This window comes from Brachybacterium phenoliresistens, assembly GCF_039530785.1.
Lineage (GTDB): Bacteria > Actinomycetota > Actinomycetes > Actinomycetales > Dermabacteraceae > Brachybacterium > Brachybacterium phenoliresistens.
Map to the genome: position 1 here is coordinate 251,953 of NZ_BAAAOW010000003.1, position 21,544 is coordinate 273,496.

15 protein-coding genes and 1 tRNA gene are annotated in these 21,544 nt (G+C 71.7%); 5 read left to right on the forward strand and 11 right to left on the reverse strand.

Annotated features, from left to right (window positions below; all coding sequences use genetic code 11):
- Window positions 1-31: 31 nt before the first annotated feature.
- From ABD234_RS08770 to ABD234_RS08780, 3 genes are read right to left on the reverse strand one after another with little or no spacing between them, the layout of a single operon-like run.
- Window positions 32-1,735, reverse strand: a complete 1,704-nt coding sequence (locus tag ABD234_RS08770; protein WP_038371279.1) for a GTPase — start codon at window positions 1,733-1,735, stop codon at window positions 32-34.
- Window positions 1,732-3,621 (reverse strand): dynamin family protein, encoded by a 1,890-nt coding sequence (locus ABD234_RS08775; RefSeq protein WP_156954056.1) that lies wholly within the window; start codon window positions 3,619-3,621, stop codon window positions 1,732-1,734. The genes ABD234_RS08770 and ABD234_RS08775 overlap by 4 nt, the downstream gene beginning before the upstream one ends.
- Window positions 3,622-3,661: 40 nt before the next feature.
- Entirely contained in the window at window positions 3,662-4,936 is a 1,275-nt protein-coding gene (locus ABD234_RS08780; protein WP_084148309.1) for an acetoin utilization protein AcuC, read from the reverse strand.
- 203 nt (window positions 4,937-5,139) lie between these two features.
- On the opposite strand from ABD234_RS08780, the gene ABD234_RS08785 reads away from it, so the two are divergent.
- Both ABD234_RS08785 and ABD234_RS08790 read left to right on the forward strand, forming a co-directional pair.
- A complete protein-coding gene (locus tag ABD234_RS08785) occupies window positions 5,140-6,474 on the forward strand; it encodes a TrkH family potassium uptake protein (RefSeq protein WP_051486617.1) in 1,335 nt (444 codons plus the stop codon).
- Between the two features lie 110 nt (window positions 6,475-6,584).
- Complete coding sequence (locus ABD234_RS08790) at window positions 6,585-7,289, forward strand: potassium channel family protein (protein WP_051486599.1); 705 nt, start codon at window positions 6,585-6,587, stop codon at window positions 7,287-7,289.
- A 19-nt stretch (window positions 7,290-7,308) separates the two neighbouring features.
- Here ABD234_RS08790 and ABD234_RS08795 read toward each other — a convergent pair whose 3' ends face one another.
- The 5 genes from ABD234_RS08795 to ABD234_RS08815 all read right to left on the reverse strand — a co-directional run bounded on the left by ABD234_RS08795 (window position 7,309) and on the right by ABD234_RS08815 (window position 14,923).
- The gene (locus tag ABD234_RS08795; protein ID WP_038371277.1) at window positions 7,309-8,265 is read right to left on the reverse strand and encodes a beta-ketoacyl-ACP synthase III; all 957 of its coding nucleotides are present in this window, start codon (window positions 8,263-8,265) and stop codon (window positions 7,309-7,311) included.
- Between the two features lie 17 nt (window positions 8,266-8,282).
- Complete coding sequence (gene proC / locus ABD234_RS08800) at window positions 8,283-9,116, reverse strand: pyrroline-5-carboxylate reductase (protein WP_344355304.1); 834 nt, start codon at window positions 9,114-9,116, stop codon at window positions 8,283-8,285.
- Window positions 9,117-9,228: 112 nt separating this feature from the next.
- The gene (locus ABD234_RS08805) at window positions 9,229-9,435 is read right to left on the reverse strand and encodes a hypothetical protein (protein WP_038371276.1); all 207 of its coding nucleotides are present in this window, start codon (window positions 9,433-9,435) and stop codon (window positions 9,229-9,231) included.
- A complete protein-coding gene (locus ABD234_RS08810) occupies window positions 9,432-14,051 on the reverse strand; it encodes a DUF4011 domain-containing protein (protein ID WP_344355309.1) in 4,620 nt (1,539 codons plus the stop codon). Before ABD234_RS08810 ends, ABD234_RS08805 begins: the two co-directional genes overlap by 4 nt.
- 80 nt (window positions 14,052-14,131) lie before the next feature.
- Window positions 14,132-14,923, reverse strand: a complete 792-nt coding sequence (locus ABD234_RS08815; RefSeq protein WP_051486597.1) for a DeoR/GlpR family DNA-binding transcription regulator — start codon at window positions 14,921-14,923, stop codon at window positions 14,132-14,134.
- 149 nt (window positions 14,924-15,072) lie between these two features.
- On the opposite strand from ABD234_RS08815, the gene ABD234_RS08820 reads away from it, so the two are divergent.
- Window positions 15,073-15,267 carry an antitoxin gene (locus ABD234_RS08820; protein ID WP_344355311.1) on the forward strand — a complete coding sequence of 65 codons (195 nt, stop codon included), beginning with the start codon at window positions 15,073-15,075 and terminating at the stop codon, window positions 15,265-15,267.
- Window positions 15,268-15,367: 100 nt separating this feature from the next.
- Here ABD234_RS08820 and ABD234_RS08825 read toward each other — a convergent pair whose 3' ends face one another.
- Window positions 15,368-15,979, reverse strand: coding sequence for a copper resistance CopC family protein (locus ABD234_RS08825; RefSeq protein WP_344355313.1), 612 nt, complete (start codon window positions 15,977-15,979; stop codon window positions 15,368-15,370).
- Between the two features lie 243 nt (window positions 15,980-16,222).
- Between ABD234_RS08825 and ABD234_RS08830 the strand changes: the two genes are divergently transcribed.
- Window positions 16,223-16,295: transfer RNA gene (locus ABD234_RS08830), tRNA-Arg, on the forward strand.
- A gap of 144 nt (window positions 16,296-16,439) precedes the next feature.
- Here ABD234_RS08830 and ABD234_RS08835 read toward each other — a convergent pair.
- Window positions 16,440-17,261: a hypothetical protein gene (locus ABD234_RS08835; RefSeq protein WP_344355316.1), complete on the reverse strand. Its 822-nt coding sequence runs from the start codon at window positions 17,259-17,261 to the stop codon at window positions 16,440-16,442.
- A 1,089-nt stretch (window positions 17,262-18,350) separates the two neighbouring features.
- On the opposite strand from ABD234_RS08835, the gene ABD234_RS08840 reads away from it, so the two are divergent.
- Window positions 18,351-19,613: a hypothetical protein gene (locus ABD234_RS08840; RefSeq protein WP_344355318.1), complete on the forward strand. Its 1,263-nt coding sequence runs from the start codon at window positions 18,351-18,353 to the stop codon at window positions 19,611-19,613.
- A gap of 982 nt (window positions 19,614-20,595) precedes the next feature.
- Here the strand turns inward: ABD234_RS08840 and ABD234_RS08845 are convergent.
- Window positions 20,596-21,432, reverse strand: a complete 837-nt coding sequence (locus tag ABD234_RS08845) for a hypothetical protein (protein ID WP_344355321.1) — start codon at window positions 21,430-21,432, stop codon at window positions 20,596-20,598.
- Window positions 21,433-21,544: the final 112 nt, after the last annotated feature.

Here is a 21,544-nt window from a genome sequence, read left to right on the forward strand (position 1 = left end):
CCGCTCATTCTACACGGGCCGTGCTGTGCCTCTACCGGCGGGTGCCGCATGCCACGTCGAGGTCCGCACCCGTCGCGGAGGCCCGCGAGAGCAGGTCGTCCACCGGGTCGACGACGAGCTCCTGGGCGGTGGCGCGGACCCGGGCGCGCAGCACCCGGCGCGCCCTGCCCCGGTGCCAGGCGCCGACAGCGGCGGCGATCCCGGAGCCGGCCACCGCCAGCAGGATCCCCACGGCCACGCCCAGCACGATCATCGCCGTGGGCAGCGGGATCGGGATCCAGAGGTCCTCGATCATCGGCATCGGCGGCGGCGGGATGCCCAGGAAGGCCAGGCCCGCGTTCAGGGCCAGCCATCCCAGACCGATCACCCAGGTCGCCAGGGCGAGCCACTGCAGCACGCCGAGCACCGGCCACCACCACCCGGTGCTGCGGGCCCGCAGATCGGCGCCGGCGACGACCTGGTCCAGCGCATCGGGCAGATCCTCCTCGTGCGAGCGGGCCGTCCGACGTACGGCGGCCCGCCACGGATCGGTGCCGCCGCGGGAGGAGGCGTCGGCCAGGCGCCGCAGCCCGGCGGAGGCCTGGGCGCGGGCAGCGGCGTCGGCGCGGGGCAGGGACGTCCGGGCGAGCGCCTCGTCCGAGGCGTCCGCACCTCGGCCGCCGGCCCGGCCGCTGCGGGCGCCGGAGGTGCCGCCGCCGGCCCCCGCGCCCTGGCCGATCCGCAGGCGCACCAGCGGATCGGCCCGGAAGCGGCGCATCCAGCGCAGCACGGGCCAGCCCACATGCCCGGCGGCGCGATAGCGGTAGGAGGCGCCGACGGCCCGGGCGACGGGCTCGATGCGCGCGGCCACCGCCAGATCGGCGGCGAGCGCGGCCGCGTCGGCGGGTCGCACCGCGGAGGGCAGGCCTGCCGGGTCCGCGGCCTCGCGCAGACCGAGCGCGGCCTCGCGGACGTCGGCGCGGCGGCGCAGGGTGATCGCCTCGTGCCCGCGCGCGATCTCGACGAGCTGGGCGCGCAGCGTCTCCAGGCCCTCGCCGGTCTGCGCGGAGACGCCCACCACGGGGGCGCGCTCGAGCCCGTCGCGGCGCAGCAGGGAGCCCAGGCTCGCCAGCACCGCGTCCCGCTCCCCCTCCCGCACCAGGTCGATCTGGTTCAGCACCGCGAACGTCACGGCGTCGTGCCCCGCGAAGGGCGCCACGAAGTCGTGGTGGAGGACGTCGTCGGCGTACTTCTGGGGGTCGGTGACCCAGACGATGACGTCCACGAGCCCGGTCATCCGCTCGGCGATCTCGCGGTTGCCGCGCTCGACGGAGTCGAGGTCGGGCAGGTCCAGCAGGATCATGCCTCCGGCCGCGGGATCGCCGTCCGTGAGGGCGCCGCTGCCGTCCAGGACATGGCGGTCGGCGACGCCGAGCCAGTCCAGCAGGGCGTCGGATCCCTCCTCGCCGAGGACCGCGGCGACGGGGACGGCCGTGGTCGGCCGGCGCACCGCGGCCCGCGTGATCTCGCGGCCCACGAGGGCGTTGACCAGGGAGGACTTTCCGGATCCGGTGGCGCCGAAGAACCCGACGACGGTGTGCTCGGCCGAGAGCGCGCGGCGGTCCTCGAGCCGTCCGAGCACCTCGTGGGCGCGGTCCAGCACGGGATCGGGGGCGATCTGCGCGAGGCTGCGGGCGGCGCGCTCGAGGGCGGCGGCGCGCTCGGACAGGCCCACGGCATCGCGGCGGCGGCTCATGCCGGGTCCTCGGGGGTGTCGCGGACCGCCGGCGCGGCATCCGAGGGCGCGGCCTCCGAGAGGGCGGCGTCCGAGGGCGCGGCCTCCGAGGGCGCGGCATCCGAGGGCACGGTCTCCGAAGGGGCGGCGTCCGGCGGCGGCGCGGCGACCTGGGCGGCGAGGGCCGCTAGGGCCCGGGCGTCCTCGTGCAGCTGCTCCGCATCGGTGCCGGCGCCGAAGGTCTCCAGGCGCTCGTGGAACGCCTGCGCACGGGAGGCGACCAGGGCGTCGAGCCGCTCGGCGAGGCGCGCGCGAGCGATCCGGGCCAGGCGGCGCACGGCCTCGTCCCCGAAGATCGTCTCCAGCAGCTTCTGGCCGATCACCGCGGTGGCCGCGCCGGTGCCGATCTCCAGCCCGGTGGGGATGAAGGCGGTCGAGGCGAAGACCACCACCATCAGCGCGACGCCCACGGCGTTCACCCCCAGGGAGAGCACGCGGGCCTTCGTGCGGCGGTCCGCGCCCTCCTCGCGTACCAGGTCGAGCACGTCCCCCTGCCAGGCGCGCACCGCGGCGGAGGCCTCCTTCGCGAACCCCTCCGGCAGCCGGGAGAGGTCCTGGCCCTGCGTGAGCAGCCGCCCGGAGGCGCTGGTGCGCCAGGTCGCCTCGACCTGCTCGGCGGCGCGGCCGGCCTCGTCGACGACGACCTGCACGAGCCCGGTCTCCAGGGCGTTCTCGGCGGCGACGGCGGGGGCCGGCTCGCTGCGCAGCATCCGGGCCAGCCCGTCGCGCATCCGCCCCACGAAGGTCTCGACCCCGCGGAAGAACTCCCCCGTGCCGACCACGTCCTGCCAGCGGGCGAGGACCTCCCCGCGCAGCAGGGAGCCGTCGCCCATGACCTCGTCGATCCGCTCGCGGGCCTGGGCGAAGGAGCTCGCCACGTCCGCGCGCAGCCGCTCGCGCTGCTCCTCCTGCTCCCCGACGCGGCCGGCGACCGCATCGGCCGAGCGCCCCAGCGAGGCGATGGCCCCGGCGAGGGTGCGCCGGGCGATCACGGCGCGCGAGCCCGCGTCCCGCGCGAGCTCGGTGACGAAGCCGCGGATCTCGGCGATCGCCGCCGGCGGGATCATCCCCTCGGGATCCACCGCGGACTCCTCCACGAGGAACAGGCGGGAGTCCTCCAGGCCGTCGCGGGCCAGCAGGCCGCGCAGGTCCTCCGCCAGCTCCTCGGCGACCCCGGGGCGCGGGGGGATCCGGTTCATCACGACGGCGACGGTCACGTCGCGGGAGGAGGCGGTGCGCAGCACCTCCCACGGGACGGCGTCGGCGTAGCGGTTGGCGGTGGTGACGAACAGCCACAGGTCCGCGGCGCGCAGCAGCTGCCGGGCCAGCTCCCGGTTGCCGGCGGCGACCGAGTCGATGTCGGGCGCGTCCAGCAGGGCGAGCCCGCGGCCGATGGCGGTGGTCGCGTGCAGGGACAGGCTCGTCGCGGCGAGGTCGTCGGCGCCGTCCGGGGTCGCGGGGGCGGGCTCGTCGGCGCGGACGCGGGCCAGGCCCGGCAGGATGCGCGAGCCCTCGAACCAGGCGGCGTCCTCCGGATGGTGCAGCAGCACCGGCCGGCGGGTCGTGGGGCGGATCGCCCCGGCGCGGCTGACCGGGCGGCCCACCAGGGCGTTGACGAGGGTCGACTTGCCGGCGCCGGTCGAGCCGCCGATCACCACCAGCAGCGGCGCGTCCAGGGCCTCCAGGCGGGGGCGCACATGATCGGCCAGCTGGGTGAGCGCGGCGGCGACCTCCTCGCGGCCCTCCTGCGCCCCGTCCACGGGGAAGGGCAGGCGCACCCCGCGCAGGTGCTCCGCGAGGGCGTCGAGGGCGGCCGTGTCGGGTTCCGGCCCCGGGGCGTGGATCATGGCGCCATTGTGTCAGGGCCGCGCGCGGGACCGGGGCGAGTCAGTCGAGGTAGGGGTCCAGCCCCCATTCGGGGAAGGCCCCGCGGCGGGCCGCCTGCACGGCCCGGTCCACGGCGTCCTCGGGGTCGTAGCCGGCCGACCACGGCCGCCGGGCCAGCGGCACGCCGTCGCCGAAGTGCTCGCCGCGGCGCAGCTCGGCCATGCCCATCGGCCCCAGCAGCTCGCGGGATCCCTCGAGATACGCGGCCGGCAGCGGATCCTGCGGATCCAGCGGCTCGCCGGTGACCACGGCCAGCAGATGCGCCCAGGAGCGCGGCACCACGTCGATCACCGAGTAGCCGCCCCCGCCCAGGGAGAGCCACCGGCCCTGGGTGTGCTCATCGGCGAGGTCTCGCAGCAGGATCATCGCCTCGCGCTGCGCCTCGAGCGTGACCCGGAGATCCGCGAGCGGATCCACGCGGTGCGTGTCCGCCCCGTGCTGGGTGACCAGCAGCGTCGGGCGGATCGCCGCGACCAGCGGCGGCAGCACCGCCTCGATGGCGCGCAGCCAGCCGCTCGCGTCGGTGCGCGGCGGCAGGGGGACGTTGATGGCGCTGCCCGGGGCGCCGGGACCGCCGGCGTCCTGGACGAAGCCGGTGCCGGGGAAGAGATGCTCCCCGGACTCGTGGACCGAGAGGGTGACCGCCCGCGGCTCGTCCCACAGGGCCAGCTCCACCCCGTCGCCGTGGTGGACGTCGAGGTCGACGTAGAGCACCCGCTCCTCCCCCTGCGCGAGGGCATGGGCGATCGCGACCGCCGCGTCGTTGTACACGCAGAAGCCCGCGGCCCGGGAGGGCTTCGCATGGTGCATGCCGCCGGCGAAGTTCACGGCACGGCGCACCGTGCCGGCGCGGATCGCATCGACCGCGGCGAGGGTGCCGCCGACGATGCGGGCGCTCGCCTCGTGCATCCCCGCGAAGGCGGGCACGTCGTCCCCGCCGATGCCGAAGGCGATCAGCTCGTCGCGGGAGGACAGCTCCTCCGGGCGTGAGGCCCGACGCACCGCCTCGAGGTACTCCGGCTCGTGCACGAGGGCGAGCTGGGCGTCCTCGGCCACCTGCGGGGCGATCAGCTGCACCCCGGGCCGGTCCAGCAGTCCCGCGGTGCGGGCGAGCAGCGCGGTCAGGTGCAGCCGGATCGGCGCCATCGGGTGCATCGGCCCGAAGTCGTAGGCCAGGAGGGAGGGATCCCACACCACGCCCGCGGTCCCGGCGGGGGCCGGCGTCCCCCGCCCCGCGGCGTCGCCGGGTCGGTCGATCGGCTCGAGAGCACTCATGCGGTGAGCCTACCCACGTCGTGCTGCGGACCTCGCCCGCCGCGGCCCGTCCTGGACCTGCCCGCTGCCGGACCGCCGTAGACTTCGCGCGGAGCACGGAGGGAACGAGGGAAGCGAGGGACATGAGCCAGGACGATCCGGTCGTGCCGTCGCGCGCCGTGGTCCTGCGCGCCCTGGACGCCTTCCAGGACCGGGTGCGCCGGATGGTCGGCAGCGCCGCCCGATCCTCCTCCTCGCGCCTGGCCCTGCTCGTGTTCACCGCGATCATCGGCGTGTTCACCGCCCTGCTCTCCCTGCCCATCGCGACGGTCGAGGGCACCCGCACCCCCTTCGTGGACGCGCTGTTCACGGCGGTCTCCGCGACCACCGTGACCGGGCTGGTCACCCTCGACACCGGCACCCACTGGTCCACCTTCGGACTCACGGTGATCATGGTGTCGATGAAGGTCGGCGGGCTCGGCGTGCTGACCCTCGCCTCCCTGCTGGGGCTGTCCGTGATGCGGCAGATGGGCCTGGCCCAGCGCGTCATCACCGCCTCCGAGACCAAGGCCGAGAAGCTCGCCGAGGTCGGCAGCGTGCTGCGGACCATCGTGATCACCTCGACGTCCTTCGAGCTGCTGACCTTCCTGGCGCTGGCGCCGTTCATGCTCGCCACGGACCACCCGGTGGGCGAGTCGATCTTCCTGGGCATGTTCTACGCCATCAGCGCCTTCAACAACGGCGGCTTCGTGCCGGAGGCCGCCGGCACCGCCCAGTACGTCGCCGACCCGTCCTTCGGGATCCCGGTGGCCCTGGCCGTGTTCGTCGGCTCCCTGGGATTCCCCGTGATCCTGGTGCTGGTGGCGCGGTGGCGCACCCCGCGGCGCTGGTCCCTGCACGCCAAGCTGACCCTGTCGACCTCGGGCATCCTGTTCGGCGCCGGCTTCCTGGGCTACCTGGTGATGGAGTGGTCCAACCCCGCGACGCTGGGCCCGCACGACGTGGGCACGAAGATCCTCGCCTCGGTCTTCGCCGCGGTGATGCCGAGATCCGGCGGGCTGTCCACGATCGACATCGGCGCCCTGAACGACGACACGCTCCTGTTCACGGACCTGCTGATGTTCATCGGCGGCGGCTCCGGATCCACCGGCGGCGGCATCAAGGTGACCACCTTCGCCCTGCTGATCCTCGCGCTGGTGGCGGAGGCCCGCGGCGACCGCGACGTCGAGGTGTTCGGCCGCAGCATCCCGCAGGAGACCATCCGCCAGGCCATCGGCGTGCTGTTCATGAGCGCCGCGGTGGTGTTCGTGGCCACCTTCGTCATGCTGCGCCTGACCAGCTTCGAGCTGGACGAGGTGCTCTTCGAGTCCCTCTCGGCGTTCGGCACCGTCGGGCTGTCCATGGGCATCACCGCCGACCTCCCGACCTCGGCGAAGTACGTGCTCATCGTGTGCATGTACGTCGGCCGCATCGGGCCGATGTCCCTCGGCGCGGCCCTCGCGCTGCGCTCCCGGGCACGCCGCGTGCGCCTGCCCGAGGAGAGGCCGATCGTCGGCTGATCCCCTCGCCGGGCCCCGGGGCGGCGCCCGCGGCCGCCGTCCCGGCGCTGCGACGTCCCGGCGCGGTGTACGGTTCCCTGCGAGAGAGAGCCGGTCCGGCGCCCCGCAGGATGCCGGACCGGGACGCCGAACCAGGAGGAGGACGCGTGGGAGATCGCAGCGTCGGACGCAGCGGAGTGCTCGTGATCGGCCTGGGCCGCTTCGGAGCGGCCCTCGCCGAGACCCTCGAGAAGCTCGGCACGGACGTGCTGGCCATGGACACCCGCCGCGACCTCGTCCAGGAGTTCTCCGGCCGCCTCACCCACGTGGTCGAGGCCGATGCCACCCAGATGGACGCCCTGCTGCAGGTGGGCGCGGCGGACTTCGCCGTCGCCGTGGTCGGCGTGGGCTCCTCCCTCGAGGACAGCGTGCTCATCACCGCGAACCTCGTGGACCTCGGCAAGCCGGTGATCTGGGCGAAGGCCATCAGCACCGCGCACGGCAAGATCCTCGAGCGCATCGGCGCCCACCACGTCGTCTTCCCGGAGGCCGATGCCGGCCAGCGGGTCGCGCACCTGGTCAACGGGCGACTGATCGACTACATCGAGTTCGACGACGGCTTCGCGATCGTGAAGATGCACCCGCCGCGCGAGACCCAGGGCTACACCCTCGAGGAGTCCGACATCCGGGCGAAGTACGGGGTGACCGTGGTGGGCGTGAAGTCGCCGGGCCGCGACTTCACCTACGCGACCCCCAAGACGATGGTCACGCCCCACGACCTGCTCATCGTCTCGGGGCACACCGAGCTCATCGAGCGGTTCTCCAACCGGCCCTGAGCCGGTCGCCCGGGATCGCTCAGGGCAGGTCGACGACCTGTCCGGCCCAGCTGAACCCGCCGCCGAAGCCCAGCAGCAGCGCGGTGTCGCCCGAGCGCACGCGCCCCTCGGCGCGCAGCTTGGCCAGGGCCAGCGGGATGGTCGCGGCCGAGGTGTTGCCGGAGACGATCACGTCGTCGGCGACCACGGCGTCCTCGCGAAGGCCCAGCGCGGCGGCCAGCGGCTCGATCATCCGCAGGTTGGCCTGGTGCGGGACGAACGCGTCGATGTCCGACATCTCGAGACCGGCGGCGGCGACGACCTTCTTCGCGATCTGGGGCGCCTGGCGCAGCCCCCAGCCGAGGACCTTGCGCCCGTCCTGGGAGAAGTTCCCGCTGGGCGGGGAGATGCGCACCGCATCGGCGAGATCCGGCTCGGTCCCCCACAGCACGGGAGAGAGCCCGGCGGACTCCGCGGGGCGCAGCACCGCGGCGCCCGCCCCGTCCCCCACCAGGATGCAGGTGGTGCGGTCGGTGTAGTCGGTGACGCCGGAGAGCTTCTCCGCCCCGATCACGAGGCTGGTGGTGGAGCTGCCGCAGCGGATCGACTGGTCGGCCACCGCCAGGGCGTGCTCGAAGCCGGAGCAGGCGGCGTTGACCTCGAAGGCGACGGGGCCGGCCATGCCGAGGGCCTCGGCCACGCGGCCGGCGGCGCTGGGCGAGCGCTCCTCGTTCGAGCAGGTCGCCACGATCACCTGGGTGACCTCGCGCGGGTCGATGCCGGCATCGGCCAGGGCGTTGCGGCCCGCCGCGATCGCCATGCTGGCGACGGTGTCCGCCTCCCCCGCGATGCGGCGGGTGACGATGCCGGTGCGCTGACGGATCCAGGCGTCGCTGGTCTCGACCATCGCCTCGAGCTCCTCGTTGGTGAGGACGCGCTCGGGCTGGTGGAAGCCGGTGCCGACGATGCGGCTGCCGGGCTGGTCGCGGAAGGTCATGGGTCTCGGGCTCTCGCTCAGGCGCCGGTCATGGCGCGGGACTTGGCGGCCGCGGCGTCCATGGCCGCGGCGATGCCGGCGCGGACGCCGGCACGGTCGAGGGCGGCGACGCCCTCGGCGGTGGTCCCGCCGGGGCTGCACACCGCGGCCCGGGCGAGCGCCGGGTGGTCCCCGGACTCCATCACCAGCGTCGCGGCGCCGCGGACGGTCTGCTCCACCATGCGCGTGGCGAGATCGCGGGTGAGGCCCTGGCGCACCGCCTCGTCGATCATCGCCTCGAGGATGTAGAAGACGAAGGCGGGGGCGCTGCCGGCGGCGCCGATCACGGCATGCACCTGGTCCTCCCGCACCTCCTCGACGACCCCGGAGGTGGCCAGCAGGGCCCGGGCCAGCTCCCGCTGGGCCGCCGGGACCGCGTCGGCGTGCATGAGGGCGGTGACGCCCTCGCCGATGGCCATCGGCGTGTTCGGCATGGCGCGGGTCAGCCGCTCGTGGCCGGGCAGTAGCGCGGCCAGGCGCTCGAGGGAGACGCCGGCGGCCAGGGAGATCACCAGGGTGCGCGCCTCGAGGTGCTCGCGCACCCCCGGCAGCACGGCGTCGACCTGGTACGGCTTGATGCCGAGCACGAGGACGTCGGCGCGGGCCACGTCCTCGAGGGTCCCGGCGCTCGCGCCGAGCGCGGCGGCGGCGCGCTGCGAGGACTCGGGCGAGGAGTTCACGATCAGGGCGTTCTCGGCGCGGACCCCGGCGGACAGGGCGGCCGTGAGGAAGGCCCCTCCCATGTTCCCGGCGCCCACCATCACGAGGGAGAGCGCGCTGAGGTCCGGTGCTTCGGTGGTGGCTTCGTCCATGACCTCACACTACGGCCGACGGGCCCGCGGCGGCGCGCCCTGCCCGCGCCTGCGCACGAGATCACGCCCGGCCCCCGGGCGCCGGCGCGGCAGCGCGGCAGCGCGGGGCGCCTCAGGCGCCGGTGCCCCAGTGGGGCGGGACGTCCTGCGCCAGGCGCGCGTCGTTGCTCTCGTCGGTCCCGGGCTCGGGGGCGTCCTCGGCCACCCGGTCGGGGAACAGCGGGGCGCTCCGGCCCGGCGCGGAGGCGGGCTCCTCGTCCTCCCAGGGGATCGGCTTGCCGGTGACCGAGGAGATCACGACCTTGCGGCCCGTGCTCACTGGCGCTCCTGGAAGCGGCGGATCGCGCTGGAGACGGAGACGTCCAGCAGCACGGAGCGCTGCTCGAAGCCGAGGAACCCGCGCACCTCCGCGGCGAGCTGCTCCTCGAGCCGCGCCCGTCCGTCCGAGCAGATGTACTCGACGACCTGGTCGAGGTCCTCGCTCGCGTAGAACGAGAGGGGGTGGCCCGCGGGGATCTGCGGCCGCGGCAGCCGGTGCCGGATGGTCGCGGCGCCCTCCGAGGCGCTGCGCTCCCCGTCGGCGCGCAGCTGCGCGAGCGCCCGGTCCACGGCGCGGCGGATCCGCTCGGCCTCGCCGTCGGGGTCGATGAACAGCGCCCACGACCAGACGCGCTCGGTCGCCCAGCCCAGGGCCTCCAGGCGCTCCGCGCGCAGCCGGTCCCGTTCGCGCTGGCTGCGGGTGCCGACGTAGGTCTCCCCGTCGGTGTCCACCGCGACGAGGAAGCGGCCCGGCAGCTCGGGGTGGCCGAGCGCCAGCTCGATCCGGTCCTCGGTGAGCCCGAAGTCGGCCTCGACGTGCAGCCCCAGGCGCCACAGGCGGTCGGCGAGGTCGCCGAGCAGGGCGTCGGTCTCCAGGGCGCGGGCGGTCGGTGCCGACCCGGCCTCGGTCGGGAGGGCGCCGGCCTGCGCCGGCTCCGCCGCGGGGTCGGGCTGCGGATCCTCCCCGGGCTCCGGCTCGGCGTCCGCGCCGTCGGCTGCTGCGGCGTCGGCGGCCGCGTCGTCGCCCTCGCGCGCGGCGGCCTCGGCGGGGGCCTCGGCCTGCTCGGTCCCGTCGGCGGCCGCCGCCGCGGCGGGGTCGGCGTCGCCGTCCGTGGCCGCATCCGGTCCGGGCGCGGGGTCGGTGGGCTCCGCGTCCGCGGCATCGGCGGCGAGCGCGGCCTCGATCTGGGCGTCCAGCTCCTCCTCGGTGAGCTCCTGCGGCTCGTCCGCCGCGGGGTCCTCGTCGGTCTCCGCGGGGGCGGGCTGCTCGGCGGCGGCCGCCGCGTCGACGGACACGACGCCGACGGGCGCCTCGGCGCCGGACTCGGGCAGCACGAGGTCGTCGGGCAGGCCGGCGAGCACGCGCAGCAGGGAGCGGAGGTCGCGGGCTCCGTCGGTGCGCAGCCGCGACGGGTCGAGGTCCTCCGGGGTGATCGAGGAGACCACCGTCGTGCGCCCGCGGGCACGGGTGATGACGGAGGCCAGCGCCTTGCGGCCGGCGGGCTCGGAGAGCGGGCCGAAGCGGTGCAGCAGGCGGCCGTGGGGGGTCTTGCCGAAGCCGATGCTCACGATGACGTCATCGCGCACGACCCCGGTGGCCTGCGCCGCCGGCAGCACCGTGAAGTACTCGCGGGCCCCGGCGTCGAAGAAGGCCCGCAGGTCCGGCACCACGGCGACGGTGTGCATGACCCGCTCCATGACGCGGCGGGCGTGCTCGGCGGTGAGGGTGAGCACGGCCAGGGAGCGCTCGGGGCGCGTGCGGGCATGCTCGATGACGAGGTCCGTCACCCGGCGCAGCTCCGCCTCGGTGCTCTCGACGTACTCCATGCCCGCGGTCACCGGCCCGGTCCCGCCCTCGACGACGACCAGCCGGTCCGGCTCGATGCCGAAGGGGCTGGGAGCGGCGAGGATCCCGGGGACGGGGCTGCGGCGCTGGGCGAAGGCGCGCAGGCCCTCGGTCGCCGGGCGCGCGTCGCGCCGCAGCGGCCGATGCGTGGCCACGGCCAGCATGTCGTCCAGGATCACGGGCGCGGACTGGCCCGAGTACTCCAGCGGGTCGCCGACGACCACGGTCTGCTCGGCGCGGGCGATCGCGCTGAGCGCCGCGGCGGTGGGCAGGCGGCCGCCGTCGGCGATGATCACGACGTCGAAGTGCCGCCCCCGCGGGACGATCTGCGGGACGAGGTACGGGGAGGCGAGCCAGGTGGGGCGGGCCCGGAACAGGATGTCCTCGTACTTCGCGGCGAGGTCGCGCACCGAGACCGTCGCCGAGCGGGCCAGCTCCGCGATCGCGGCGCGGGAGGTGTCCGGGAAGGCCTTCATGGTCTCCACGAGGACGTCGTCGCTCGCGGCGCGCACCCGCGAGGAGGACCCGGCGAGGTGCTCGACGTCCAGCCGACGGAAGCGGTCCGCGACCTGCGACAGCGAGGTGCCGTCGTACTGGGAGATGGTGGGCTCCGCGCCCGCGATGAGCTCCAGGACGCTGCGCCACCAGGCGAGGTCCAGCTCCGCGGCCACGGCATCGGCGCCGACGCGGCGCTCGCGCAGGTCCTCGACCAGATCGCCGAGCCCGTCGAAGCGCAGCCGCCGCTCGAGGGTGGTGCGGCGCGGGAGCGGCTCGAGGTCCTCGCGGTCGGCGTGCAGGCGCTCCAGCCGCTCGGCGAGCACGTCGACGTCGGTCGCGGCGAGGTCGGCGCCCTCCGGCGTGCCCTCGAGCAGGACGTCCAGCTCGTCGACAACGGACTGCAGGGTCTCGGCCAGGTTCTCGGCGGCGGGGAGGGTCTTGGGGACCGAGGGCACGGCGGCGGGATTCGCCGCCGCGCGCCGCCAGCGATCGCGGACCACCTGGATGTCGCGCAGGGCGGTGTGGAGGTCCGGGGCGAGAGAGGCGGGGCGCTGCAGGGAGGCCGCACGGCGGCGCAGCGCACGGCGGGTGCGCCAGCGCAGCTCGATGCCGTGCTCCTGGCGCCAGGGCTTGGTGCCGGTGGCGGCGACCATGTCCTCGAGCTGCGCGTCGAACACGTCGACGTGGAACATGGCGAGCACCTCCCGGACCTGTCCGAGCAGGCGGATCCGGGCCACGAGGTCCTTCAGGGTGCGGGCGTCCTGCAGGCCGATCTGCGACCCGGTCGCGGCGATGGCGCGGCGCAGCGCCGGCACCAGGTCCTCCCGCAGCCGCGTCACCAGCGCGAGGGCGCGCTCGGACTGGGTCGAGGAGCTGATGGAGGCGCCGAACCAGGCGGTGTCCTCCGGTCCGGTGCTCAGCAGGCCGACCGCGGCCGCCTCGCGGAGGGAGTCGGCGAAGGCCTGCCGCTGCTCGCCGACCATGCGGGAGGCGACCTCGGCGTCCAGGCGCACGGCGGTCCGGGGCGCGGGCCGCAGCCGGGTGAGGGCGGCCAGCGCCGACAGCGCGTCGTGGGCGGAGACGCCCCAGGGCTCCTGCACGCGGTGCATCGCCTCGACGTGCCCGGTGAGGGTCTCCCGGGCCTGGACGAGCTCCGGCGGCTCCTCGGCGTCGATGGGCCGATGCACGGAGCCGGCGCCCCGCAGGCTCTGCAGCAGCGCCGCGGAGGCGTTGCGCTGCAGGGCCGGGTCCGGGGAGAGGTCGAACAGCAGGTCGCCGAGGCCCCGGGATCCGGCATCGGCCTTCAGCTGGGAGAGGTGGCGGCGGCGCTGGGAGACGACCAGCACGCTGCGGCCGCGGGCGTTGAGCTCGGCGGCGAGGTCGACGACGAGGTCCAGGACCTCCGCGCCGGGCGGGGTGGTCAGGGCCAGGTGCGCGCCGCCCAGGACGTGCTCGAGGGCCTCGTGGCGGTCGGGGTCGACGGCGGCGACGAGCTCGTGCTCGGGCACGGGCTGCGGGGTCGATCCCGCCTCGGCGAGCTTCCGCCGTGCGTCGGGGTCCCCCGCGAGCGCGGCGACGAGGTCGTGGTCGATCCACTCGGGGCGATCCGCGGCGAGATCATCGGCCAGGGGGCCGGCGGCGTCCATGAGGTTGCCGACGACCAGCGCGTGCGAGACGCGGAAGCCGGGCAGCGGCTGGCCGAGGGCCCGGAAGGCGTCCAGCACCGGGTTGGGGTCGAAGCCGTAGGCGCCGTCGGTCGTGCCCAGCAGCGCGCGGGCGTCCACCGCGACGCCCGCCTCGCGCAGGGCGCGCAGCAGCACCGGGTTGAGGTCCACGGTGGCGTCGAGGTCGAGGTCGACGTCCTCGCGGGCGTTGCCCCGCAGGCGCAGGGTGATGGGTCGCACCAGCACGGGGGCCTGCAGCGGCCGGCCGCCGTCCTCGGGGATCCAGGTGGCCTCGCCGATGCCCAGGTGGCAAGTGGTCAGGCCGACCTCCTCCGCCTGCCGCTGGGCGGTCTCGCGGATCGCCCGGGCGTGGGCGCGCGCGTCGGCCAGCGCCCCCACCTCCCGCACCAGGGAGGACAGCCGGGTGGGGCCGCGGCCGGCCAGCAGCTGCGCCAGGCCGGAGGGGTGGGAGTGGGTGAGGTCCAGGACGTGGTCGCCCTCGCGCATGTGGGTGAGGAAGGAGGTCGCGCGGGTGGTGCCGGCGATCTGCTGGGACCAGCGGTCCAGGGCGTCGCCCACGCGATCGGCGCGGCTCAGCGGCACCAGGTCCGATCGGCGGGGCGGGAGGTCGTCCTCGTCCTGCTCGGGGGCGACGTCGGCGTGCACGGCCCCGGTGTGGTGGCGCACCGCGAACTCGACATCGCCCTCGGGGCGCGCCTCGCCCCCGGGGCGCGCGGCCTGGTCCTCCGGCGCGGCCGGCGTCCCGGCGGGGGCTCCGGCGCCCGGGGTCTCGAGGGTCTTCGCCGGGCCGGCGCTGCGCGGACGCTCCTGGCGCACGGGCTCCGTCGCGGGCTCGGTCCGCTTCCTCGAACGCAGCTTCTTCCACATGGTCACGACGGTACCGGGCCGGGCGCCGCCGGGACCGGAGGCGTGCCGTGGCCGGCGGGAGGTGTACGGCACGCGCCGGATCAGACCTCGTGCAGGCGCACCGAGGTCTCCTGGAGGTGGCGGCGCAGCTCCTCGTCCAGCTCCCCGGCGATCACGAGGTCGGTCAGGGCGCCGATGGGGCAGATCCCGGCCATGGCCCGCTCGCCGATCTTGTCGGCGGTGGCCAGCCCCACCACGCGGCGGGAATGACCGATCATCGTCCGCGTCACCCCGGCCTCCGCATCGGAGTGGCAGGTCAGACCGGCCTGCACGTCCAGGCCGATCATGCCCACGAACATGATGTCCAGCCACAGGTCGCGCATCGTCGCGGTCGCCAGCGGCCCGGTCAGCTCGAAGGAGTGCGGCTCGGCGACCCCGCCGAGGACGACGGTGCGGATCGCGGGCCGCAGCACCGCGTCGATCGCGATGTTCAGGGCCGCGCAGACGACGGTCAGGCCCGGACGGCCGTCGCGGGAGTCCATGTCGGGGCGGGAGACGACGGTGCGGGCCGTCGCGGTCGTGGAGCGGCCGCCGTTGAAGCCGACGATCTGGCCGGGCTCGACGAGCCCGGCGGCGAAGTCCGAGACCCGCTCGCGGGCGTCGGCCGCCTGGTCCCCGGCGCGGGCGTTGATGGCCAGCGAGTAGGCGACGTCGATCGCGACGATGCCGCCGTGGGTGCGGCGGGCCAGCTGGGCGCGCTCCATCTCCACGAAGTCGCGGCGGACCGTCGACTCGCTGATCCCGAGCTCCTGGGCGACCTCGCTGACGCCGAGGCGCTTGTCCCGCGCGAGCATCGCCAGCACCTGGTCCCACCGGGAGCTCTTGTCCATCATCGTCGGGTCCTTCCGCCGTGGTCTGGGTCGATCCTCAGTATGCGGGACACGCCGGATCCGGCCCTTTCGGTTGTCCGAGACCATTTCGTGACCTACGGTGGGTGGCGTCGGCCACAGTCAGGCCGGTGCTTCGACAGGAGGAGACATCCATGAAGTTCGACGACGCGCTGAACAAGGCCAAGGATCTCGCCAGCGAGAACCCGGACCAGGTGGACGCGGTCACCGAGGCCGTGACCGACAAGATCAAGGAGAGGACGCCCGACCAGGTCGACGGCTACGTCGACCAGGGCGCCGACGCCGCTCGCGATCAGCTCGGGCTGGGTGGCGACGAGCAGCAGAACTGAGCCTTCCGGCTCTCCGAGCCTCCGGGCTCCCACTGGATAGAGGAGCGCCCGATGCCGCAGCATCGGGCGCTCCTCGTCGTCCGGAGGGCGGGGCCTCCGCTCAGCGTCGCCCGGAGCGACCCGCCCGCAGCGCGATGACCACGCCGATCACGACGATCACCCCGAGGCCCAGGAAGACCGGCAGCAGCGCGTCGTTCCCCTCCTCGACCTCGGGAGCGGCCTGGGCCGCAGGCTCGGAGCTCGGCGCCGCGGTCGTCTCGGCGGCCGGGGACTCCTCCGCGGGGCTCGCGCTCTCGGTGGGCTCCTCGGTCGCGGCGTCGTTCTGGACGGCGATCGCGAAGGTCCCCTCGATGGGGTGCCCGTCGGAGGAGACCACCCGCCACTGCACCGTGTAGTCGCCCGCGGGGAGCGGCTCGTCGAGCGCCAGGGTCGCCGTGGTCCCGTCGATGGTCGGCGTCTCCTCGAGGACGGTCTGCTCCTGCGCGTCGACGATCCGCACCACCGGGGAGACGTCCATGACGTCTGCGGAGAAGGTCAGTGTGATCGCCTCGGGACTCGCCTCCAGCTGGGCGCCGTCCTCCGGATCGGACGAGACCAGGTGGTCGTGCGCGAACGCGGGCGCCGCGGCGCCGATCACGAGCAGGACGGGCAGCAGCGCGAGGGCGAGCAGCGCCGGCAGGCGACGGAGGGAATGCGGAAGTTCGAGGATCACAGGGCCGCACCCTAGCCCTCGGGGCTGGGATCCCGGGTCAGGAATCTCGCACCGGGGACCGGTCGCGGAGGCCCGTGCCCGCCGCGCCCGGCCCGGACCTGCGGCGGGACCGCCCCGCGGGCGAGGGCGCCGGCGAGCACCGCACGGGGCGACGTGAGGACGGGCATACCCTGCGGCACCACGGCGGCGCGGTGCGGACCGTGGACTACGATGGTGCGCGGCGTGCCGCGAGAGCGGCCCCATGCCCCCGTAGCTCAGGGGATAGAGCACCGCTCTCCTAAAGCGGGTGTCGGCAGTTCGAATCTGCCCGGGGGCACTGATCTGACAACAAGCGCTGCCATTCATAGCGCCCCTTCCGCAGGCAGCCCTTTTACAGGTCCCGCTCAACACCCGCCTGACTGACGATTGCCAAGCTGGCCGACCCAGTCAACCGAGACTCGCTGCCGTTCTGACGCGCAACTCAATAATCCCACGGCTCATTTTCTGGACGAAGGTCAAATTCGTCCAGAATAGCCCTTTGCAAATACGGTCGACGAGGAAGCGATTCCACCCCGGTCAACCAATACTCCACTTCTCCGTTGTCGGCTTGATTGGCGGTAATAAGCGGCGCTGAACTCATTGCGGGACAGACAATCGATCGCGAAAGCGAGCGCTTCCCAGCACTCGATCGATCCACATAACTGATCTCCAATCTCCATTCGACCGAATCGGCTCCAGTTGTTGTGAAGAGTTGAAACGAGTACAACTCCTGCGCCTGCAGGACAACACGTTTCGGCCGGCTTTCAAAATCTAAGCCATCCCACTCTAAATCGCCGCACTCCATCCGCACTTCGCGTACAAGGTGATCGGAGCCAACAGATAGGTCCGCGCCGAGCACGTCCTCTTCTATGATCCCCGCAGGAGGAGAGCGGATCTCGGTAATGTAGTTGACCTGTCGTCGAGCTACAATTACGGCGCGCATAGAGGTGATCTCAATCTGCCGCTGACTGCGATTATACAGCTGGAAACGATCGCCACGGGTACCAAAGAGAGTGCCACCCATATCCGCAATAAGCCAGACACCTTGCTCGGACGGATCTCGGCTTGGGACGCCTTCCGCCCTCTCGGGCGTTAGCTTCCAGCGCAAACCGATATCCCACACACTCCCAGGCGGAAGCTGCTCGTGATAGACAACGACATCCGCAGCCCTCTTTCGCAAGAGCAACTGCCCCAACTGGGTCCAAATCGATTTAAACGTTGACAATGTCCAGCGGATGGCCGATATGCTTAGAATGGATTCCACAATCGCCTCATTATCCTTAGTTCGAAAGAGCAACAATAAGCAACTCGACAAAAGGCCGTCGGACGACAATGCTCATCACTAAGTGCCAGCGTCAAATGCATCCCCACCCCCTACTTCGCGCGCATAGCGCGCAATCATGGTCAGCCAGGTGGATTCCGCTCCGGCCCACATCATCGTGAGGGGCGCTCCGACACACGCCCGCTCAGAGACGCCCTCGTGACACAGATCATACAGTAGCAACGCCAGCTCGGTCTTCGCCCTGTCCACAGCGACACAGGCCCCGGGAGGCGACCAGTCCTTTCCGGGCAAAGACGAATGCAGGCCCTGACGATCCCGACCCATGTCGTGCTATGCGGAGTCTGGGCGCACAGCGGCTGCCACGCGGAAGAATCGCCTACGGAGTTACCCCTCGGGGCGAGAGCTCATCGTCCAAGCAGCCCCAGAGACGACGCTGATCGGAAGGCTCGCACTTCGCTCGACCCGCGAACGAATTAGACTACGCGCCACAAGCAGAACCGGCATCCGGGTACGTTATCCCCCTCTGGGCCTGCTCGATTTGATCTCATTTCGCCAACAACGCTGCGGGCCAGAACCGGGCACCCGGACGCCAGAGATGTACTGCACCGCCCGCGCCCGAGGACGAGAGGCTATCTCCCTCCCGAAACTCGCAATGTCCACTCCGTAACCGACGAACCCTGCAGCTGCCACGAGCGTGAGCACATATACGCAATATATCCCGGTGCCGCCGCCGAACCTCAAGACTCACCTAGATCCTTATCGAAAACGCAACGCGAATAGTCGGGAACGAACCTACTGGCCAGTCGGAACTCGATCACTAAGTTCCTCATCAATGTGCACGGTTCCGCGGCATCCTAGCAGGTGGAATCCGGAGCGGCACATGCGGGCGTGCACTAAACTGCTCGGGGCGCACCGAGGGGCCCCTCGAGCTAGCATGCGTGTTTTCTAAAGTACGGAGGGCTTCGCATCGGCTGACTACATACTTGCCGGGCCGCGCACGCAATGGCACCCCTAGTAAACTTCAAATCATGTGCAGACCTACAAGCTTCTCAATGCCGCGAAAGGAAAGTCATGCTCGAGCTAGTAAGATTCTTTCTGCCCCTTGGCTACTACCTTCCAGTGCCCGAAGATCTTAGGATAACGAACTATTTTCACGATCTCCAGGTTGGCGTATTTTCCAAGTCTCGGTACATACAGGCAACCATCGTCTTTCAACAGCTCCCCGCCGAAAATAGTGGGGGGCTAACGACACGAACTGCCGCCCAGTCGCATGCCGCGCACCGAGCCGGAATCCTGCCCGACCACAAGCTGGCTTCAAACTTCGACACAGAGAAGGAAGCAGTAGAGACGGTAGTTGACATAGTGACCGAGAAGTTGCCGCTTCGGACGCATTCGCCCAGAGAAGATCCTCGCGAATGGCACCCCCTTAGCGACCCAATAATGACTGGTCTCCATGCAGCAAATATTGTGATACGAGATGTAGTCCACTGTACAGAACGCTACTTCCCCACATTGTCGTACGAATCCCTCCCCTTCCTCCTTTTCACCTATAGTGCTCATGTGGCCCCCCTGGATCACATCGCAACTGACGCCAGGTGGGAAATGCCTTCGCCCGACGAATGGAATTCTGATGCCATCATATACCTATCTCATTCAAACCTAGATTTCCAGCTTAGAGACAGGCCCTTGGAAGATAGGGTGACTGAGCACCTCAGCGGCGCAAGGGACAACATTGCGCACCCATTTAGGCTGTATCGCGAAAGGGCAGTAATGGGTCGACATCATTTGCGGGCCGGAAAATACTCCGAGTGCTCCATCGTGTTGAGTACATCGATGGAAGCCATGCTTGTGGCGTTAATCATGCATATCCAGTGGGAAATTCACTGGCCCGCGGTGGACACTAGTTCCGCTATCGTCGATGCGCGCAAACTATATGACACCCTAGAAAATCGTAGTACGGTTCGGGAGGTACTGTCTAAAAGCCTCGGCGGAAACTGGACAACGTCAGCCTCGGCGTGGGAGCGGTGGAATAAGGAGGGCGTCGAGCTTCGAAACAGAGTCGTGCACGGTGGGCACATCCCGAGCTACAGGGAAGCCAAATCCGCCATCGACGCCCATTCCGCGATGGTAGCGTTTCTCGCCGATCGGATCGCCCAAAAAACAAAGTTGTACCCTCGCACCGCACTCAAAGCCGTCGGCGAGGCGAATCTTCGAAAGCGTGAGCGCTGGACGAAGCATATTGCGGACTTCTCGCGAGACATTGCGCCTAGCGAGAATGACTGGGATAGCTCCTTCATTCGCTGGATGGAACACGTGACGCACCGAAATGGATGATATTGCTCGCGCTTCCCTAGGCAGATCCGCCGTTGCGATGGCGCGGCGCAGTGCACCCGCGTGTCCTAGTTCGGTTGCCTGCTGCAGTTCTTCCGTGCGGGGAAACCTTCCTGTGCGCTCCGCCAGAAGATATCCACCGAAGTCTGCCAAGGATCGCTAGGCCAGTAACAGGCTCGAGGCGCGGTAGATAAGGGGCTTCAGGAACTGACGAGCAGCGGGCAACTCGAGGATCTTCAGAAGACCTTCGGTGCTGTAGTTCCGGTCGGGAAGGTCACCCAGACGGGGCAACAGTACTGGGTCGGCGCCCCGGCAAAAGGTGCCTTTCGGATCTTGCCGCTGAGAGCCTCGGCGAGGTCCTTGCCGATGCAATTGCGAGCCGGGTGAAATAACTACCGCGCCGAGCGCCGATACGGGGTGCAGGGGCGCCCTTTCCGGCGAGTGCGCCAGTTTGTGGCTTCTCGTTATGCGGTCGGCATGTCTGCCCTGGCAGCGATGGAAACGTGCGTGTGCGCTGCTAAGTACCCAGGTCTGGTGCGCAGTCTGTTCGCAATGTCGATCATGTGACGGAGTCCGATACTGAGAGCGAATATCCGAGGACTGAGGACTGGAAGACACCCAGTCTTGAAAGACTCAGGAGATCCACAGACTCGGGGGGGGGGGGATCAGAAGTGAGGTCTGCCTGAATACACCAGGGCGCCGGCCTTGGCAACTACGTTCTGCAACGCTAGTAGGAAAGAGCCTTAATCGCTTGACACCGACCCAACCGCCTTCGGGCAACTGGGAGTTTCAGTACGTCGCTGGACTGTAGAGCATCTTGACGTAATTCTTTGGCTGGGAACTCTCGAGCCCATGGGACCAAGGATCACTCGAATCGCGCAGTTTCGTTCTTGGTTTCAAGCGCACTACTCGCATGCCGACGTAGAGCACCTGGATTCGTGCGTGGCAGTGCCGCTGTAACCGCCGCGGCCGCTCGCAGAGCTACTCAGCGCCGAGCGCGGCGACCGGGCAGAAGCGCGAGCGCCAGCGCTCCGGCGACCACCGTCGCCGCCCCGGCGCCGGCGAGGATCATCGCCTGCGGGGCGAGGTCCGCGGCCAGTCGCGCCTCGAACACCTGCAGCAGGGGGCCGATGAAGTCCGCCTGGTCCAGGCGGTCCGGGACCAGGGTCTCGACCTGCACGGTGAGCAGCCAGACCGCCGCCGCGGCGAGGATCGCCGCGACGCCGGCGCCCGCGAGGGCCGCCCGCCGGTGGCCGGCCACCAGCACGGCGAGCACGGCGCAGGCCAGCGCCGCCCAGCCCAGCCGCGGGCCCCACACGTCCAGGACGGCGAGCTTCTCCAGCACGCTGCCGCCGGGGATGGTCGCGATCGTGAACGGCAGCGACTCGGGGGCATCCAGGTCCAGCAGCGGCACCACCTCCTCGACCCGGGTCAGGAGGGCATCGGCCGCCGGGGCGAGATCGACCACCACGTCGTCCGCCCCCGGGGTCAGCAGCGCGTGGTGGACCTGCACCATCGCCGCGCGCCACATTGTGTCGTACGCCTCCGTCTCGGAGAGCCTGGCGGCCTGCTCCTGGGCGACGGGCTCGACGCGGTCCGCGATCCAGCCGGGGATCCGCCCATCGTCCAGCAGGGCCGCGACGGCCTGGTCGGTCAGGGTGGTCCGGAACTCCGGGTCATCGGCCAGCGGCTGGGTGATGGCGAGGAAGCCGTCCTGGTCCACCACATGGTCGGCGATCCAGAGGGCCGGCAGCCACAGGGCTCCCAGCACCGTGGCCGCGAGCAGGAGGAGCGAGGCCAGGGCATCGCGCAGAGAGGTCATGGACGGCACCGTAGCGGCCCCGCCTGGACGGCCCCGGCGCACCCGGCGGCTCGGCCGGGCGGCCGCCGCGACGCGCACGGCCCCGCACCGGGCAGGTGCGGGGCCGTGCGGG

Bases quoted from the DNA above. Each gene is read 5' to 3' on its own strand.
- ABD234_RS08770 (WP_038371279.1), bottom strand. From the start codon at position 1,735: ATGAGCCGCCGCCGCGATGCCGTGGGCCTGTCCGAGCGCGCCGCCGCC.
- ABD234_RS08775 (WP_156954056.1), bottom strand. From the start codon at position 3,621: ATGATCCACGCCCCGGGGCCGGAACCCGACACGGCCGCCCTCGACGCC.
- ABD234_RS08780 (WP_084148309.1), bottom strand. From the start codon at position 4,936: ATGAGTGCTCTCGAGCCGATCGACCGACCCGGCGACGCCGCGGGGCGG.
- ABD234_RS08785 (WP_051486617.1), top strand. From the start codon at position 5,140: ATGGTCGGCAGCGCCGCCCGATCCTCCTCCTCGCGCCTGGCCCTGCTC.
- ABD234_RS08790 (WP_051486599.1), top strand. From the start codon at position 6,585: ATGCCGGACCGGGACGCCGAACCAGGAGGAGGACGCGTGGGAGATCGC.
- ABD234_RS08795 (WP_038371277.1), bottom strand. From the start codon at position 8,265: ATGACCTTCCGCGACCAGCCCGGCAGCCGCATCGTCGGCACCGGCTTC.
- proC (WP_344355304.1), bottom strand. From the start codon at position 9,116: ATGGACGAAGCCACCACCGAAGCACCGGACCTCAGCGCGCTCTCCCTC.
- ABD234_RS08810 (WP_344355309.1), bottom strand. From the start codon at position 14,051: ATGTGGAAGAAGCTGCGTTCGAGGAAGCGGACCGAGCCCGCGACGGAG.
- ABD234_RS08815 (WP_051486597.1), bottom strand. From the start codon at position 14,923: ATGATGGACAAGAGCTCCCGGTGGGACCAGGTGCTGGCGATGCTCGCG.
- ABD234_RS08820 (WP_344355311.1), top strand. From the start codon at position 15,073: ATGAAGTTCGACGACGCGCTGAACAAGGCCAAGGATCTCGCCAGCGAG.
- ABD234_RS08840 (WP_344355318.1), top strand. From the start codon at position 18,351: ATGCTCGAGCTAGTAAGATTCTTTCTGCCCCTTGGCTACTACCTTCCA.
- ABD234_RS08845 (WP_344355321.1), bottom strand. From the start codon at position 21,432: ATGACCTCTCTGCGCGATGCCCTGGCCTCGCTCCTCCTGCTCGCGGCC.